The sequence below is a fragment of the Stenotrophomonas sp. YJH_SMC_120 genome (assembly GCF_059368675.1).
On the sequence record NZ_JCAFRY010000008.1, the window covers coordinates 145623 to 161957 of the forward strand.

A 16335-nucleotide genomic window follows, 5' to 3' on the forward strand; every position below is an offset into this window, starting at 1 on the left:
ACAATGACGGCTGATCCTTGCCGCACGCTGCCATGACCGACCCGCGCCAGGCCCTGCGCCACGACCTGCGGCAACGCCGCCGCGACCTTTCCGCCGCTGAGCGCATCGCCGCCGCCGAATCGCTTGCCGATGCCCTGCTCGCCCTGCCGTTCGCCCCGCGCGAAGGCGCCGTGGCCGGCTACTGGGCGCTGGATGGCGAGATCGCCCTGCACCGCTGGCAGTTGCAGTTGCCCGAAGGCCTCACCTACTGCCTGCCGGTGCTGGCCGGCGACGTGCTGCGCTTCGCGCCGTGGCGGCCGGGGCAGCCGCTGACCAGCAACCGCTACGGCATTCCCGAGCCGGACGTGGCGCTGGAAGACACCCTGGAACCAGCACAGATGGCGCTGGTGGTGGCCCCGCTGGTGGGTTTCGACACGCAGTGCCGGCGGCTGGGCATGGGGGGCGGCTGGTATGATCGCAGCTTCGCCTTCCGCCACGACCGGCCGGCGCCGCCCTGGCTGGTCGGTGCTGCGTTCGCGGTGCAGCAGGTCGAGTCCTTGCCGGTGGCGTCGTGGGACGTGCCGGTGGATGCGATCTGCACCGAAGACGGCACCCTGTTCCCCTCCGCTGCCCCCGTGAACGCATGACCGCCCGCAAGCGCTACTGGCTGATGAAGTCCGAACCGGACGCCTTCTCCATCGATGACCTGGCCAAGGTCAAGGTCGAACCCTGGAACGGGGTGCGCAACTATCAGGCGCGCAACTTCATGCGCGATGGCATGCAGGTGGGCGACGGCATCCTGTTCTACCACTCCAATACCAAGGTGCCCGGCATCGTCGGCCTGGCCACCGTGGCCAGTACGGCCTACCCGGACGACACCCAGTTCGATCCGAAATCCGACTACCACGACCCCAAGAGCACGCGCGAAAACCCGCGCTGGATGCTGGTGGACGTGGCCTTCGACCGCAAGCTCAAGCAGGTGATCGCGCTGGACGAGATCAAGCTGCACGCCGAAGAACTCGGCGAGGGCTTCCCGCTGGTTGCCAAGGGCAACCGCCTGTCGGTGTTCCCGGTGACCGCCGCGCAGTGGAAGCTGCTGCTGTCGCTGGAAAAGAAATCCTGATTCCCTGCCTGAGAGTTCTCCCATGTCCGAAGCCAAGCGCCTGGCCGCCGAGAAAGCCATCGAGTACGTTGAAGACGGCATGATCGTCGGTGTCGGCACCGGTTCCACCGTGGCCTATTTCATCGATGCCCTGGCCCGCATCCAGCACCGCATCAAGGGCGCTGTGTCCAGCTCCGAGCAGAGCACCGCGCGCCTGAAGCAGCACGGCATCGAGGTGATCGAGCTGAACCACAGCGGCAACCTGTCGCTGTACGTCGATGGCGCCGATGAGTGCGACGCCAACAAGTGCCTGATCAAGGGCGGCGGCGCCGCGCTGACCCGCGAGAAGATCATCGCCGAGGCCAGCGAGCGCTTCATCTGCATCATCGACCCGAGCAAGCGGGTGCCGGTGCTGGGCAGGTTCCCGCTGCCGGTGGAAGTGATCCCGATGGCGCGCAGCCTGGTCGCCCGCCAGATCCGCGACATGACCGGCGGCCAGCCGACCTGGCGTGAAGGCGTGGTCACCGACAACGGCAACCAGATCCTGGACATCCACAACCTGCAGATCACCGATCCGGAAAAGCTGGAGCGCGAGCTCAATCAGCTGCCGGGCGTGGTCTGCGTCGGCCTGTTCGCGCGCCGCCGCGCAGATGTGGTGATCGTCGGCGGCGAGCCGCCGGTCGTGCTCTGACCCTTTCGAAGGATCCTGACGATGTCGCTGTTGCGTTCGCTGCTGATGCTCCCGCTGCTGGCCCTGGCTGGCTGCGCCACCGACGCGGCCCGCCACTGGGTCGAACTGGATGGCGCCCGCTACCAGGTCGAGCTGGCCACCAACGATGAAACCCGCGCACGCGGTCTGATGTTCCGCGACCAGATGGCGGCCGACCACGGCATGCTGTTCATCCACGACCGCGAGGAAATGCAGGCGTACTGGATGAAGAACACCAGGATCGCGCTGGACATCCTGTACTTCGACAGCCAGCGCAAGCTGGTCAGCCAGCAGCGTGATGTGCCGCCGTGCTCGGCCGGCGACATGTGCCCGCCCTACCCCAGCGGTGGCCCGGCACGTTACGTGCTGGAGCTCAACGCCGGCCAGGCCGAGAAGCTCAAGCTGAAGGACGGCACGGAGCTGAAGTTCGGCCCAGGCATCGAGTAACAGGGTTCTGCCCGCGGTAGTGCCGGCCGCTGGCCGGCAACCCTGCAGGGGTCAGATCCCTTTCGCACGCGAAAGGGATCTGACCCCTGGATTTTTCACGCGGCACCGCTTGAAACCGCCTGCGAATGACGCCAGTCTGTGGTCATGCAGGACCGGATCACACTCCCCGACTGGGATGCACTGGCCGACCTCGAAGACGAGGCGCTGCCCTTGTTGCCGACCGCGCTGCTGATCGCGCGCGATGAATACCCCGATCTGCAGCCGTCCACCTACGACGCGCTGATCCAGAGCCATGTCGACCACCTCCGTTCGGAAGTGGAGAGCATCGACAACAGCCCACTGAAAATGGCGGCGATCAACCGCCACCTGTTCGACGAGCTGGGCTACAGCGGCGACCACGACGAGTATTACGACCCGCGCAACAGCTACCTCAACCAGGTGTTCGAGCGGCGCCTGGGCAATCCGATCTCGTTGGCGCTGGTGCAGATGGAAGTCGCGCGCCGGCTCGGCATACCGTTGGATGGCGTGTCCTTCCCCGGCCACTTCCTGGTGCGCTTGCCGGTGGACGACGGCGTGCTGGTGATGGACCCGTTCAACGGTGGCCGGCCACTGGACGTGGACGAACTGCGCGAACGCGCCAAGTCACACCTGGGCGGGCAGATGCCCGATGACCAGGTGCTGGCGCAGATCCTCGACCCGGCGCCGGCGCGCGCGATCCTGATGCGCATGCTGCGCAACCTGCATGGCGTCTACGCCGAAGCCGGTGAATGGGATCGTGCCGCACGCAGTGCCGACCGCCTGCTGAAACTGGCGCCCGAGCAGGACGACGCGCTGCGCGACCGCGGCCTGGCGTACCTGCAACTGGAGTATCTGGCCGGTGCCCGCCATGACCTGGGGCAGTACCTGAAGCGCAATCCCGAGGCCAGCGATGCGCAGTGGCTGCGCGAGAAGCTGATCGACCTCGGCGGGCCGATGCCGCGGCTGCATTGAGGGTGTCGGTGTGTGGACCAACGGTCCACACCCACCCCAACGGTCAGCACCCACAGGATGGGCCGGGTGGCCCGCCGGTCAATCGACCTCGACCATCTCGAAATCGGCCTTGGTCACCCCGCAGTCCGGGCAGGTCCAGGTCTCGGGAATGTCCTCCCAACGCGTCCCGGGCTCAATACCCTCCTCCGGCAAGCCTTCCGCTTCGCTGTACAGGAAGCCGCAGACCACGCACATCCAGGTTCGCAGGGTGGTGGGGCTGGCGTCGCTCATCGGATAATCGGGGCTGGATTCACGGGCGGCCATTGTCCCATTGCAGCCCACGCACCGGTAGCCATCGATGACTTCTGCTTCCCCGGCGCCCCGCGGCGTCTACCTGATCACCCCGGACGAGCCCGATACCGCGCGCCTGCTGGCCCGTACCGCGCCGCTGCTGGCCGCGGGTGCCACCTGGCTGCAGTACCGCAACAAGACCGCCAGCGACGCGCTGCGGCAGGAACAGGCGGCGGCCCTGCAAGGCCTGTGCGCCGCCCACGGCGTGCCGCTGATCGTCAACGACGATCCGGTGCTGGCCAAGGCCGTGGGCGCCGCCGGCGTGCATCTGGGCGGCACCGACGGGGACATCCCCAGCGCGCGCGCGCTGCTCGGTGCCGAGGCCATCATCGGCGCCTCCTGCTACGACCAGCTGGCCAATGCCGAGAAGGCCGTGGCGGCCGGCGCCAGCTATGTGGCCTTCGGCGCCTTCTTCCCGACCACCACCAAGGTCACCAGCAGCCGCGCCCACACCGACCTGCTGCGGCAAAGCGCCGCACTCGGCGTGCCGCGGGTGGCGATCGGCGGCCTGACGCCGGACAATGTCGGTCCCATCATCGACGCCGGCGCCGATCTGGTGGCCGTGGTCAGCGGTATCTATGCCGCATCGGACCCGGTCGCGACCCAGCGCGCCTATCTCGCCCAGTTCGCGTAATGCCCAGGAAAGCCCCATGAACCACGACCAGTCCCACGCCCTGTTCTCCCGTGCCCAGCAGCTGCTGCCGGGCGGCGTCAATTCGCCGGTACGTGCGTTCAAGTCGGTCGGCGGCGAGCCGTTCTTCGTTGAACGCGCCGATGGCGCGTACCTGTACGACGTCGATGGCAACCGCTACATCGACTACGTCGGTTCCTGGGGCCCGATGATCGTCGGCCACAACCACCCGGCCGTGCGCCAGGCGGTGAAGAAGGCGATCGACAATGGCCTGTCCTTCGGTGCGCCGTGCGCGGCCGAAGTCACCATGGCCGAGACCATCACCCGCCTGGTGCCATCGTGCGAGATGGTGCGCATGGTCAACTCCGGCACCGAGGCCACGCTGTCGGCGATCCGCCTGGCGCGTGGCGCCACCGGCCGCAACCGCATCGTCAAGTTCGAAGGCTGCTACCACGGCCACGGCGACTCGTTCCTGGTCAAGGCCGGCAGCGGCATGCTGACCCTGGGCGTGCCAACCTCGCCGGGCGTCCCGGCCGGCCTGAGCGAACTGACCCTGACCCTGCCCTACAACGACTTCGAAGCGGCCACCGCCCTGTTCGAACAGCAGGGTGACGACATCGCCGGCCTGATCATCGAACCGGTGGTCGGCAACGCCAACTGCATCCCGCCGCGCGAGGGCTACCTGCAACACCTGCGTGCGCTGTGCACGAAGCATGGCGCGCTGCTGATCTTCGACGAAGTGATGACCGGCTTCCGTGTTGCCCTCGGCGGTGCGCAGGCGCATTACGGCATCACCCCGGACCTGACCACTTTCGGCAAGATCATCGGCGGTGGCATGCCGGTGGGTGCCTACGGTGGTCGCCGCGAGCTGATGCAGCAGATCGCACCGGCCGGCCCGATCTACCAGGCCGGCACGCTGAGCGGCAATCCGGTGGCGATGGCCGCCGGACTGGCGATGCTGGAGCTGATCCAGCAGCCGGGCTTCCACGCCGACCTGGCCGAGCGCACCGCGCGCCTGTGTGCCGGCCTGGAAGCGGCCGCCGCCGAATCCGGTGTGGCCGTGACCACCACCTGCGCGGGTGCGATGTTCGGGCTGTTCTTCACCAGCGAGAAGGTGGAGACCTATGCGCAGGCCACCGCCTGTGACATTCCGGCGTTCAACCGCTTCTTCCACGCAATGCTGGAGCAGGGCGTGTTCCTGGCCCCGTCGGCGTACGAGGCCGGCTTCCTGTCCAGCGCCCACGACGATGCCGTGATCGAGGCGACGCTGGCCGCAGCACGCGTGGCGTTCAAGGCTGCCAAGGGCTGATCGCAAAAAAGGGGACGGAGGGGATTAAGTCGTTTGTGCACAAACGACTTAATCCCCTCCGTCCCCTTTTTTTCAACCGAAGACGAACTTGCCCTTCATCATCGCGAAGTGGCCGGGGAACGAGCAGAAGAAGGTGTAGTCACCGCCCTTCTGCAGGCCCTGGGTGGAGAAGCGCACGCGCGTGGTCTCGCCACCGCCGATCACCTTGGTGTGCGCCAGCACGCGCTTGTCGGCCTTCGGCAGGTAGCTGTCGGCCAGGGTCATGCGCATGCCCGCCATCGCCACCGGCTGGTAATCGGCAGTGCGGGTAAGTACCCAGTTGTGGCCCATCGCGGTGGCGGCCAGCTTGCCGGTGTGGCGCAGGGTCAGGTCCACGGCGGTGCAGTCGGCGGCGACCTTGATCTCGCGGCTGCTGAAGCTCATCTGGTCGGTGCTGTCGATGCTGACCGCACACACCCGCGCCATCGCCGATGGCGCCAGCATCAGCGCGCCCAGTCCCACTGCCACCATCCAAGCCTTCATCGTTGCATCTCCTGCGGATTCAAACGCCATTCTAGGCAGCCCCCTGTGGCCGCGTCTGCGACCGTCTGTCGCACGCGCACTCCAGGGTTTCCGCGCATCCACCGCGATGGCATGCTCGGCCGATGCGGATCGATCTGTTGCTGCTGGATGTGGACGGCGTGCTGGTGCAGTACCAGCGCGCGCAGCGCGTGCTGCATCTGGCACAAGCGCTGGATGTCGCGCCGGAAACCGTGCAGGCCGCGCTGTACGACAGCGGGCTGGAAGCAGCACATGACAATGGCACGCTGGATGGCCCGGCCTATCTGGCGCAGCTGAGCAAACAGCTGGGCCGCACCGTTGATGTACACACGTGGATCGCGGCGCGACAGGCCGCCAGCCATCCACAGCCGGCCGTGCTGCAGCGGCTGCAGGCCCTGCAGCTGCCGATGGCGGTGCTGACCAACAATGGCGCACTGATGCAGCAGGCCTTGCCCACTCTGCTACCGGAACTGTTCCCGGCCCTGCATGAGCGCGTGTTCTGCAGCGCGGAGTTCGGCTTGCGCAAACCGGCGCCCGCGGTGTTCCTGCGCACGCTGGAAGCACTGGACGTGGCACCTGCGCGCACGCTGTTCGTCGATGACCTGTTCGCCAACGTGCGCGGCGCACGCGCCGCCGGCCTGCACGCGGAAACCGTGCGCGATGGCCGTGGGCTGGGCAAGGTGTTGAAGCGTTACGCGGTGGGCTGATCGGGGTCAGAGCCCTCTGCGCAGGAGAGGGATCCGACCCCGACGCCAGGGCGTCAGCGCGCGGCGATGAACGCGGCAATTGCCGCGCGCAGGCGCTTGAGGCCTTCAGCCACTTCTTCGTCGGTGATGTTCAGCGACGGCACGAAGCGCAGCACGTCCGGGCCGGCCTGCAGGGTCAGCAGCCCCTGCCCGGCAGCGTGGTCGAGGATCGCACCAGCCTGGCCGGCGAAGTCCTTGCTCAGCACCGCACCCAGCATCAGGCCGCGACCACGCACCTCGCTGAACACGCCGAACTCTTCGTTGATGCGCGCGAAGCCATCGCGCAGCGCCTTCGACTGGCGGCTGACGTTGGCGGCGATCTCCGACGAGGCCAGCTTGCGCAGCGCCACGCGGGCCACCGCAGCGGCCAGCGGGTTGCCACCGAAGGTGGTGCCGTGCGCGCCAAACTGCATGGTCTCGGCCACCTTCGGGCCGGCCAGCATCGCACCGATCGGGAAGCCGCCACCCAGTGCCTTGGCCAGGGTGACCATGTCCGGCACCACGTCGTCCTGCCAGTGCGCGAACAGCGTGCCGGTGCGGCCCATGCCGGCCTGGATCTCGTCCAGCACCAGCAGCGCGTCGTGCTGGTCGCACAGTTCGCGCACGCGCTTGAGGAAGCCGGACTTGGCCGGCATCACGCCGCCCTCGCCCTGGATCGGCTCCAGCATCACCGCCGCCACGTCACCGGCGGCCATCGCGGTTTCCAGCTGCACTTCGTCGTTGAAATCGATGTAGCGGAAGCCACCCGGCAGCGGCTCGTAGCCTTCCTGGTACTTCGGCTGCGCGGTAGCGGTCACCGCGCCCAGGGTGCGGCCGTGGAAGCTGCCACGGAAGGTGATGATGACGCGCTTGTCGGCCGGGCGGCCCTGGCTGGAGGCCCACTTGCGGACCATCTTGATCGCCACTTCGTTGGCTTCGGTGCCGGAGTTGCACAGGAACACCCGCTCGGCGAAACGACTGGCCTTCACCAGTTCCTCGGCCAGGTGCAGCGGCGGTGCGCTGTAGAACACGTTGCTGGTGTGCCAGAGCTTGCCGGCCTGCTCGACCAGCGCGGCCACCAGGTCCGGATCGTTGTGGCCCAGGCCGCACACGGCGATGCCGGCAGCCAGGTCGATGAACTCACGGCCCTGGCTGTCCCATACGCGGGCGCCCTGGCCTCGCTCCAGTACCACCTGGCGGGGCTTGTAGACCGGCAGGTAATAGTGCGAAAGGGAGATCAGCGGATCGGTCGCGGCGGTCATGGCAGTCGGCAGGGTTCAGGAACGCCCATTCTCGCGCCGGAACCCCTGCGGCACAATGCGCCCATGCGACCGTTTTCCGCCCCCCAGCTCAACCCCGCCACCGAGACCGGCTGGCGCCGTCGGTGGTTCGACATCATCTACCGCCATGACACCCGCCCTTCGCGCAATTTCGACCTGATCCTGGTGGTGGCGATCGTCGCCAGCATCCTGGTGGTGATGATCGACAGCGTGCAGCACCTGCATGCCGAATGGTCCACCGGCCTGTACATCCTGGAATGGGGCTTCACGATCATCTTCACCGCCGAGTACCTGCTGCGGCTGGCGGTGGTCAAGCGCCCGCTGCGGTATGCAGTGAGCATCTGGGGCATCATCGACCTGCTGTCGATCCTGCCCGCCTACCTGTCGATGTTCATCCCCGGCGCGCAGAGCCTGCTGGTGGTGCGCGCGCTGCGCATCCTGCGGGTGTTCCGCATCCTGAAGCTGACCCGCTACATCGAGGAAAGCGGCGTCCTGATGACGTCGCTGTGGCGCAGCCGGCGCAAGGTGCTGGTATTCCTGTTCACGGTGATCACCATCACCATCATCGCCGGTGCGCTGATGTACGTGATCGAGGGCCCCGAACACGGTTTCACCAACATCCCGGCCAGCATGTACTGGGCGGTGGTGACCATGGCCACGGTCGGCTTCGGCGATATCGTGCCGCAGACCGTGCTCGGCCGCTTCGTCACCTCGGTGCTGATCCTGATCGGCTACAGCATCATCGCCGTGCCCACCGGCATCTACACCGCCGAACTGGCCAGCACCATGCGTGAAGCCGAGCAGGCCGCGCGCCGCGATGCGCGTGGCTGCCCGGAGTGTGGGCTGGAAGGCCACGAGCCGGATGCACGGTATTGCCGCAAGTGCGGCGGTCAGCTACCGGATCCGTTCAACCATTGAGGCGCATGCCGGCCAACGGCCGGCACTACCCTTGGCGCTTATGCATGGATGCGCGCGCTGCTCATCGCAGGCGGTTGCTGTTGGAGACCAGATCGTTGTAGGCGTCCAGCAGAGTGGATTGCGCACCTTCCGGCGCCGAGGTGTCCCAGCTGCCGGAGGCCTTGCGCTCGGCAGCCAGCCCTTCGGCGGTGATCGGCTTGCCCTGCTGCAGACGCTCCACGCCGCGCCCGGCGGTGCGTACCAGCTTGTCCGCTGAACGCTGCACGTGGCCCCACATCGGGTCGTCCTTGCCCACCCCGGAGTTCTGGATTTCCGTCACCAGCGCCTGGTAATCGGCCAGCTGTACGCGCAACGCCGCCAGATCCGGTGCGTCGCCCTGGAAGGCCATGGCCAGCTGCTTGCCATCGCCCAGCAGGCGCAGATGGTAGTAGGCCAGCGAACGGCCTTCGCTCTCCTCGATCTGCTTCAGCTGTGCCGCGCGACGATCGTTCTCGTTCTTCTCCAGTGCCGCATCCAGTGCCTCGCTGGCCTTGAAGAACCCGGCATAGGCCTGCATCAACGGCGCGTGCTGGCTGCGCAGGCCCTCACCGCCATCGCGGCGATAGTCCTCACGGGTGAAGTAGCCGTCGGCGCGTTCGATCAGCGCGTACAGCGACTGGAAGGCCTGCTGGTAGTCACGCGCCGGTGCATCCAGCGCGGTAGACGGGTTCTTTGCCAGCGCATCGGTCAGCGCCTGGCCGCAGTACTCCACGCGGTGCGACAGCACCTTGCCCGGTGAGCGCGGCTGCGTTTCCTTGCCGGTCGGACCGGCTTCGGGGTCCTTCATCCAGCCGGTGTAGGTCTGGAAGCCTTCGTGGATGGGTTGTTCAACGCCGTTGTAGCACTCGATGTAGGCGTTGACCTTCTCCAGACCGGGATCGGCCGCCGCCGGCCCCGGCACTTTGTCGCAACCGACCGTACCGACCAGCGTGCCGAGCAGAAGAAGGGGAAGCAGGCGTACAGAAGCGTTCAAATCGATTCCTTGCAGAAAGAGGCGGTAGATATCCTCGCGCATGACGCAAGCACCCGCATCGGCGGCCTCGCAAAGGCCCTGCCGTTCGGAAGTGTGCGATGCGATGCGTCGCAATCGACCTGTTCGATTGCGACACAAATGACACGATGGACGCTGCGATTACTGGCGGTTGCTCTGGAAAACCAGCGAGTTGTATTCCTGCATCAGCTTGCTGGCAGAGCCGCGCGGCGCCATCGAGGGCGAATCCAGCATACGCCGTTCGAAATCGCTGTAGGGCGTCTTGCTGCTGACCCGGTGCAGCCGCTCCTTGCCTTCCCGACGGAAGTTCTCGGCTTCGCGCTCGAAGCTGTTCCAGTCCAGCTTGCCCGGCTCCTGGTCAGCCACCTTCGCATGCGCTTCGTCGGAAATGCGGTTGAACGCATCCAGACGCTCGCGGGCCTTGGCCTGATCGAAATCATCCTCGCTCATCAGATCCATGATGGCCTTGGCTTCCAGCATCATCGCCAGGCGGTAGTACTCGCGCGTGCGACCCTCGGCCTGCTCCAGTGCCTTGAGCTGCTCGCGCTGGGCGGCGTCGTTCTGGCGCTCCAGCTCGGCATTGAACGTTTCGCTGGCAGCCACGAAATCCTTGAAGGCGGCCATCAAGGGCGCGTGCAGCTGCTTGCCCTTGGCGAACTGGTCGTCTTCGTAGTCCTGGCGATCGTAGTAGTCGTGCGCGTCCTTGCTGATCGGCACCAGTGCCTTCAGCGCCTGCTGGTAGTGGCCGGCAGCAGCATCGAGTTCGGCCAGCACTGGCTTGGCAGCCATCGCCTCGGTCACGGGGGCATCGCACTGCTTCATGTCGTAATCGCTGATCTCGAACGGACCGTACACCTGTGTCTCGCGACCGGTCGGGCCGGCGGCGACATCCTTGATCCAGCGCGTATAGGACTCGATGCTGCCGTGGGTCTTCGAATCAAGCGCGTTGAAGCAGCCGATGTAGGCGTTGAGCTTGGCGGCCAACTGCTGCTGCGGGTCGGACGGCGCCGCGCTGGCGTCCGGCGTGCCGGAGGCAGCGGCGCCGCCCGCAGCGGCGGGTGCCTTGCCACCGCAGGCGGCCAGGATCAACGACAGCGAAGCGGCCAGCGCCGCGACGGAAAGAGTGCGTGACATGTGCTCACATCCCTGTTGAAAACGATTACAGCCGCACATTCTAGCGCAGCAGGCCGAAGGTCGCAGCCCTCGGCCTCTTCCGGCGACGTACGATCAATCCAGGAACAGATCCGGCAGCAACGGACGCGATGGATCCACTGCGTAGCCCGAAAGATCGGTGATACCCGCCTGCGCCAGCACGTCATCGTCGATCAGGAACTGGCCATGGAAGCCCGCCGCTTCGCGTTCCAGCACCGCATGCGCGGCATCAGCCATGATCTGCGGCGTGCGGCAGCCGGCCGCATCCACGCCCGGGATCATGTTGATCGCATCGGTGGCGATGACCGTGCGCGGCCACAGCGCATTCACCGCCACGCCCTGCGGGCCGAATTCCGCGGCCAGGCCCAGGGTAACGAAGCTCATGCCCATCTTCGCCAGCGTGTAGCCGGTATGCGGTGCCCACCACTTCGGCTCCAGGCTGGGCGGCGGTGCAAGGGTGAGGATGTGCGGATTCGGCGCCTGCAGCAGGTACGGCAGGCAGGCCTGCGCGCACAGGAAACTGCCGCGCGCATTGACCTGCTGCATCAGGTCGAAACGCTTCATCGGCGTATCCAGCGTACCGCGCAGCCAGATCGCGCTGGCGTTGTTGACCAGGATGTCGATGCCGCCGAAGGTATCGACCGTGGCCGCAACCGCCGCGTGCACCTGCTCTTCCTCGCGGATGTCGCACTTCAGGGCCAGGCCCTGCCCGCCTGCCGCCGTCACCGCTTCAGCCGCGGTATGGATGGTGCCCGGCAGCTTCGGATTCGGCACCGACGACTTGGCCGCAATGGCCACGTTGGCGCCGTCGCGCGCAGCGCGCAGTGCGATGGCCAGGCCGATCCCACGCGAGGCTCCGGTGATGAAAAGCGTTTTGCCCTGCAGACTGCCCACGTTCCACACTCCAGCGTATGCAATGAGCCGCTAGTATGCCGCGCCGACGCGGAGTTCACCCGGCCTTGACGATACTCGGGCCTCCAGCCAACGCACGAGGTCCACGCCATGCGCCGTTCCCGCCTGTTGCTGCCTGCCTTGGGGCTTGCCCTGCTGACTGCCTGCCAAGGCCGTTCGCCGGAACCCGGCAAGGAGCCACCCGCCGGTGACGCGCCCAGCGCGGAGAAGGCCGCCGCCGACGGCAAGATGCGCTGGAGCGAGGCCGTGGTCTGGGATGGCGATCTGAACGCATGCCGCCAGGGCGAGAATGCCGCCACCCGGGATTGCCTGCGCGATGCGATGCGAGCGGGGGGAGCAAGCGCCGAGGCGATCACCGCGGCCGAGCAACTGTCCAGCGCCGGGGAACTGGCGTATGTCACCGCCTGGCATGAGAACGAGGGGCTGGGCATTGCCACGGTCGAGTATCCCTTCCGGGCCAACACCAACGAAGGCACCCGCCTGGTCGACGCCAGCGGCAAGCGCATCGATGTGGATGCCGTACAGCTGGACGACACGCTGCGTGCCGACCCGGCCGTGCAGGAGCTGTTGAAGGCCAACCCGCAGGCCACGCCGTTCGCGCCGGCGCAATCGGCCGGAGCGACACCGCTGGAGGGCGGCGGGATCCGCCTGCTGTACCGCACACCGCTGCGCGACTGCCACGCCTGCCCGGACGTGGGCCAGCTGCAGATCGCCTATGACTTCGATGCCAAGCGCAACTTCATCGGCCAGCAGGTGGTGCCGGCGACGCCGTAACCCGGAAACGCCGCGTGTCGCCGGGCATGGCCCGGCGAGCGCAGTGTCGAATCATCGGTACGCCTGCACCTGCTTCTGCAGCAGATGCGGCACGATCAACCTGTGCACGGGCGCGACCGGCAGCATGTAGAGGCGCCCGAATGCGTTATGCGTATGCACCACCGTCACCACTTCCAGCGCATCGCCCTGCCATTGCAGGGCCAGCTGTACGCGCAGGTGGCGATCATCGTCTTCCAGCACGATGGCATCGTCATCCAGCGACTGCAGGGTGAAGATGCCCAGCCGCTGGCCGGCAGCCGGATCGTCGGTGTCCTGCACCGCACGCAATGAGCCAAGGTGCTTCATCCCAAGCAGGCGCATGCCTTGGTTGCGCAGCGCCATCAGACCATCGAACCAACCGGGAATGCTCGCGGCCATGTCGCGATAGGCCTGCAAGGCCGAGCGCCCATCACGACGGGTGGTCGCATGGCACGCATGCACGAAATCCGCACCGGGCAGCTGAGTTCGCAGCACGCTGCCCGCGCTCGGCGGCGCGCTCATCACCTGCGATGCACTCACGGCTTCGGTCCCTGCCCCTCGTTGTCTTCCCAGTGCAGGATGCGGCGGGTGACGAAGCGGTAGACCGGCTTGCCGGTGGCGAACCACAGTTCGCGCACCCACGAGGTGCGCTTGAGCACGCGCTTCTCCACCGGGGTGAGTGATTCGCGGCAGTACATGCGCTTGTGCTTGAGCAGGTGGCGCAGGTCCTCGCGGGCCAGCAGCCGCATCCAGCGCGAGCGCGGGTTGCCGATCACCGCCAGCTGGAAGTCGATCAGCGCCGGTCGCCCATCTTCAGTGACCAGCCAGTTGGCTTCCTTGGCCAGGTCGTTGTGGGCCACGCCATTGCGATGCAGCTGCTGCAGCAGGCGACGCGCGGCGCGGAACCAGGCCAGATCGCCGCGCGGCGGACGCTGGTACATGGCATCGCCGGCCATGAAGCTGCGGTCGAGGTGGCGGCCATCCCAGGCCAGCAGCTGCGGCACATCGGCCATGCCATGGATATGGCGCAGCGCGCGTGCTTCGCGACGTGCAAGCCACCACGCGGGCAACCGCAGCCACAGCGGCGTGGCCCCCAGATCGCGGCGTACGAACGGGCCATCGGGCCCTTCAACCAGAAGGATCCGGCCGAAACTGTCGGCCTTCAAAGCACGGTGGGGAGCGTCTGGCGTATGCGGCATGACTCCATTCTAGGCGATGGCGCCGGTTGCAAACGGTCACGAAGCGGCTGGGAACCAGTCACCTTCACGCCCCTATAATCGGGCAATGGACTCTTCATGGATCGACGCCACGCTCGCGTGGATTGCCGCTCACCCCGTGCTGGCGGGCGCCGTTATCTTCCTCATCGCCTTCTGCGATGCGGTCATCATTCTTGGCGCCATCGTGCCGGCACTGCCACTGCTGTTCGCGGTGGGCGTGTTCATTGGCCTGGGCCAGATCTCCGGGCCGTACGCGGTGGCGGCTGCGGCATTGGGTGCGTTTGCCGGCGATGGCATCAGTTACTGGATCGGCCGCCGCTGGGGCGACCGCCTGCGTGGCGTGTGGCCGTTCAGCCGTTACCCGCAGCTGCTCGACCGGGGCGAAAACCTGTTCCGCCGCAATGCCTTCAAGAGCATCCTGGTGGCACGCTACGTCGGCGCGATCCGCCCGTTCGTGCCGGCCATCGCCGGCATGATGAAGATGCCCGCCAGCCGCTACGTGCAGGCCAGCGGCATCGCCAGCATTTCCTGGGCGGTGCTGTTCCTGGCGCCGGGCTGGATCCTCGGCGAAGCGTACGACGCGGTGGCTGCTGTGGCCGGGCGGCTGGTGGTGGTGGTCGGCCTGCTGGCAGTGATCCTTGGCCTGGTCTGGGCCATCGTGCTGTACGGCTACCGCTGGTCGGCCGCACGCATGGACAACTGGCTGGCACGCCTGCTGGACTGGTCCAACCGCCACCCGACGCTGGGCCGCTACACCGTTGGCGTGCTGGACCCGAAGCGGCGCGAATCGGTGCCGCTGGCGATGCTGGCGCTGATGCTGCTCCTGCTGGGCTGGGGCTGGTTCGCGCTGTTGACCGTGGTGGTCGCACACGGCGAGCCGCTGGCGATCGACCTGCTGGTGCACCAGGCCATGCTGGCGCTGCGCAATCCGCTGGCCGACTACCCGATGGCTGCGCTGGCGTCGCTCGGGGCCTGGCAGGTCCTGCTGCCAGCCACCGCCGCGGCGATGGGCTATCTGATCTGGCGCCGACGCTGGATGGCCGCTGCTCACTGGCTGGCGGCACTGGCCTTCGGCCTGGCGCTGACCATGCTGCTGGGCGCCACCGTGGATGTGGTGCGCCCGATCGACGCCAGCAGCGGCTTCGGCTTCCCGTCGGTGTCGGTGACCATGGCCACCATCACCTTCGGCTTCTTCGCGGTGCTGATCGCACGCGAGATGCCCGGCCGCACCCGCGTCTGGCCGTACCTGGTCTCGGGCATCGTGGTCAGCCTGATCGGCTTCTCGCGCCTGTACCTGGGCGCGCATTGGCTGAGCGACGTGATCGGCGGCATGCTGTTCGGCACGTTCTGGCTGCTGGTGCTGGGCATCGCCTATCGCCGCCGCTTCAACCGCTCGTTCTGGGTGAAGCCGGTGGCCTGGCTGTTCTACGGCGTCTTCGCCGTGGCGGCGATGTGGTACGCACCGCGCAACATCCCGGTGAAGCTGGAACGCTTCGAACCGACCCTGCCGGCCCCGCAGGCGATGGACATGCAGGCCTGGTGGCAGCACGACTGGGCCACGCTGCCGGCGCGCCGCAACGAGTTCGACGACGACCAGCGCTGGCCGCTGGACGTGCAGGTGGCCGGGCCATTGGCACCGCTGCAGGCGCAGCTGGAAGCGCGTGGCTGGAAGCGGCAGGAACAGGCAGGCTGGCAGCAGGCGCTGCTGATGCTGGACAAGAACACCGGCGCCGATGAACTGCCGGTGCTGCCGGCCACGCTGGACACCCGCGTGGAAGCACTGCTGATGGTGCGCCAGGGTGCGAAGCCGGACGAACGCTATGTGCTGCGCCTGTGGCAGGCACCCGCGCAGCTGCAGGCGGGCAACACGCCGCTGTGGCTGGGCAGTGCACAGACCCTGCGTTACGAACGCCACTTCGAATGGATCGGCATGTGGCACCCGCTGCGTGGCGTCGACCCGGCGTTGAACGCGGTGAAGGACGCCGTGCAGGGCCTGCCGCAGCGCGAGGACGTGCACAGCGAAACCGGGTTGCCGGTGCTGCGGTTGAAGACGACAACGCCCTGAGGAGGCCGCCGGGCATGACCCGGCGCTGCCGGAACACGACAGGTAGCGCCGAACCATGCCCGGCGGAGTAGCAACTGTCTTGTCAGGGGCAGCCGAGGGCCACCTCGGCGTCTCGCTTACGGGCGTTGAGGATCACCAGCATTTTGCGCATGACCGCCACGAGCGCCACCTTGCTCGCTTTGCCCTTGGCCTTCAGGCCAGCGTAAA

The 16335-nt window shown here is 67.1% G+C and carries 19 protein-coding genes and 1 pseudogene; 11 read left to right on the top strand and 9 right to left on the bottom strand.

Features of this window, described 5'->3' with window-relative positions; translation table 11 throughout:
• The first annotated feature begins 32 nt into the window (after positions 1-32).
• From AC5P60_RS12210 to AC5P60_RS12230, 5 genes are all read left to right on the top strand, one after another.
• Positions 33-626: a 5-formyltetrahydrofolate cyclo-ligase gene (locus tag AC5P60_RS12210; protein WP_033834478.1), complete on the top strand. Its 594-nt coding sequence runs from the start codon at positions 33-35 to the stop codon at positions 624-626.
• The gene (locus AC5P60_RS12215; RefSeq protein ID WP_005410901.1) at positions 623-1102 is read left to right on the top strand and encodes an EVE domain-containing protein; all 480 of its coding nucleotides are present in this window, start codon (positions 623-625) and stop codon (positions 1100-1102) included. Before AC5P60_RS12210 ends, AC5P60_RS12215 begins: the two co-directional genes overlap by 4 nt.
• A 22-nt stretch (positions 1103-1124) precedes the next feature.
• A complete protein-coding gene (gene rpiA, locus AC5P60_RS12220) occupies positions 1125-1772 on the top strand; it encodes a ribose-5-phosphate isomerase RpiA (protein ID WP_049454420.1) in 648 nt (215 codons plus the stop codon).
• A gap of 21 nt (positions 1773-1793) precedes the next feature.
• Complete coding sequence (locus tag AC5P60_RS12225; protein ID WP_005410903.1) at positions 1794-2237, top strand: DUF192 domain-containing protein; 444 nt, start codon at positions 1794-1796, stop codon at positions 2235-2237.
• A 144-nt stretch (positions 2238-2381) separates the two neighbouring features.
• A complete protein-coding gene (locus tag AC5P60_RS12230) occupies positions 2382-3227 on the top strand; it encodes a SirB1 family protein (RefSeq protein WP_024957828.1) in 846 nt (281 codons plus the stop codon).
• Between the two features lie 78 nt (positions 3228-3305).
• On the opposite strand, the gene AC5P60_RS12235 is transcribed toward AC5P60_RS12230, so the two are convergent.
• Positions 3306-3497, bottom strand: a complete 192-nt coding sequence (locus AC5P60_RS12235) for a rubredoxin (protein ID WP_012481171.1) — start codon at positions 3495-3497, stop codon at positions 3306-3308.
• 67 nt (positions 3498-3564) lie between these two features.
• Between AC5P60_RS12235 and thiE the strand changes: the two genes are divergently transcribed.
• Together thiE and hemL are read left to right on the top strand one after the other, a co-directional pair.
• Positions 3565-4191: a thiamine phosphate synthase gene (thiE, locus tag AC5P60_RS12240; protein ID WP_005414374.1), complete on the top strand. Its 627-nt coding sequence runs from the start codon at positions 3565-3567 to the stop codon at positions 4189-4191.
• 16 nt (positions 4192-4207) lie between these two features.
• A complete protein-coding gene (hemL, locus tag AC5P60_RS12245) occupies positions 4208-5497 on the top strand; it encodes a glutamate-1-semialdehyde 2,1-aminomutase (RefSeq protein WP_483693673.1) in 1290 nt (429 codons plus the stop codon).
• 72 nt (positions 5498-5569) lie between these two features.
• Here hemL and azu read toward each other — a convergent pair whose 3' ends face one another.
• Positions 5570-6019, bottom strand: a complete 450-nt coding sequence (gene azu, locus AC5P60_RS12250; protein WP_033834481.1) for an azurin — start codon at positions 6017-6019, stop codon at positions 5570-5572.
• A gap of 122 nt (positions 6020-6141) precedes the next feature.
• On the opposite strand from azu, the gene AC5P60_RS12255 reads away from it, so the two are divergent.
• Complete coding sequence (locus AC5P60_RS12255) at positions 6142-6744, top strand: HAD-IA family hydrolase (RefSeq protein ID WP_005410909.1); 603 nt, start codon at positions 6142-6144, stop codon at positions 6742-6744.
• Between the two features lie 53 nt (positions 6745-6797).
• On the opposite strand, the gene AC5P60_RS12260 is transcribed toward AC5P60_RS12255, so the two are convergent.
• A complete protein-coding gene (locus tag AC5P60_RS12260) occupies positions 6798-8024 on the bottom strand; it encodes an acetylornithine transaminase (RefSeq protein WP_288469218.1) in 1227 nt (408 codons plus the stop codon).
• Positions 8025-8087: 63 nt separating this feature from the next.
• Between AC5P60_RS12260 and AC5P60_RS12265 the strand changes: the two genes are divergently transcribed.
• On the top strand, positions 8088-8960 hold the full coding sequence (locus AC5P60_RS12265; protein WP_049403922.1) for an ion transporter: 873 nt from the start codon (positions 8088-8090) through the stop codon (positions 8958-8960).
• A 61-nt stretch (positions 8961-9021) separates the two neighbouring features.
• Here the strand turns inward: AC5P60_RS12265 and AC5P60_RS12270 are convergent, their stop codons facing one another.
• From AC5P60_RS12270 to AC5P60_RS12280, 3 genes are all read right to left on the bottom strand, one after another.
• Positions 9022-9972 (bottom strand): YiiG family protein, encoded by a 951-nt coding sequence (locus tag AC5P60_RS12270; RefSeq protein WP_483693674.1) that lies wholly within the window; start codon positions 9970-9972, stop codon positions 9022-9024.
• Between the two features lie 159 nt (positions 9973-10131).
• On the bottom strand, positions 10132-11124 hold the full coding sequence (locus AC5P60_RS12275) for a YiiG family protein (protein WP_049431194.1): 993 nt from the start codon (positions 11122-11124) through the stop codon (positions 10132-10134).
• 93 nt (positions 11125-11217) lie between these two features.
• Positions 11218-12036 carry an SDR family oxidoreductase gene (locus AC5P60_RS12280; protein ID WP_483693675.1) on the bottom strand — a complete coding sequence of 273 codons (819 nt, stop codon included), beginning with the start codon at positions 12034-12036 and terminating at the stop codon, positions 11218-11220.
• A 108-nt stretch (positions 12037-12144) separates the two neighbouring features.
• Here AC5P60_RS12280 and AC5P60_RS12285 point away from each other — a divergent pair, with 108 nt between their 5' ends.
• Complete coding sequence (locus AC5P60_RS12285; protein ID WP_005414380.1) at positions 12145-12828, top strand: hypothetical protein; 684 nt, start codon at positions 12145-12147, stop codon at positions 12826-12828.
• Positions 12829-12879: 51 nt separating this feature from the next.
• On the opposite strand, the gene AC5P60_RS12290 is transcribed toward AC5P60_RS12285, so the two are convergent.
• Positions 12880-13386, bottom strand: coding sequence for a DUF2867 domain-containing protein (locus AC5P60_RS12290; protein ID WP_033834484.1), 507 nt, complete (start codon positions 13384-13386; stop codon positions 12880-12882).
• The gene (locus tag AC5P60_RS12295; protein WP_049403914.1) at positions 13383-14045 is read right to left on the bottom strand and encodes a serine/threonine-protein kinase; all 663 of its coding nucleotides are present in this window, start codon (positions 14043-14045) and stop codon (positions 13383-13385) included. Before AC5P60_RS12295 ends, AC5P60_RS12290 begins: the two co-directional genes overlap by 4 nt.
• An 85-nt stretch (positions 14046-14130) precedes the next feature.
• On the opposite strand from AC5P60_RS12295, the gene AC5P60_RS12300 reads away from it, so the two are divergent.
• A complete protein-coding gene (locus AC5P60_RS12300) occupies positions 14131-16128 on the top strand; it encodes a bifunctional DedA family/phosphatase PAP2 family protein (RefSeq protein WP_483693676.1) in 1998 nt (665 codons plus the stop codon).
• An 82-nt stretch (positions 16129-16210) separates the two neighbouring features.
• Here the strand turns inward: AC5P60_RS12300 and AC5P60_RS12305 are convergent.
• Positions 16211-16335, bottom strand: a pseudogene (locus AC5P60_RS12305) (IS110 family transposase); the annotation flags it as partial.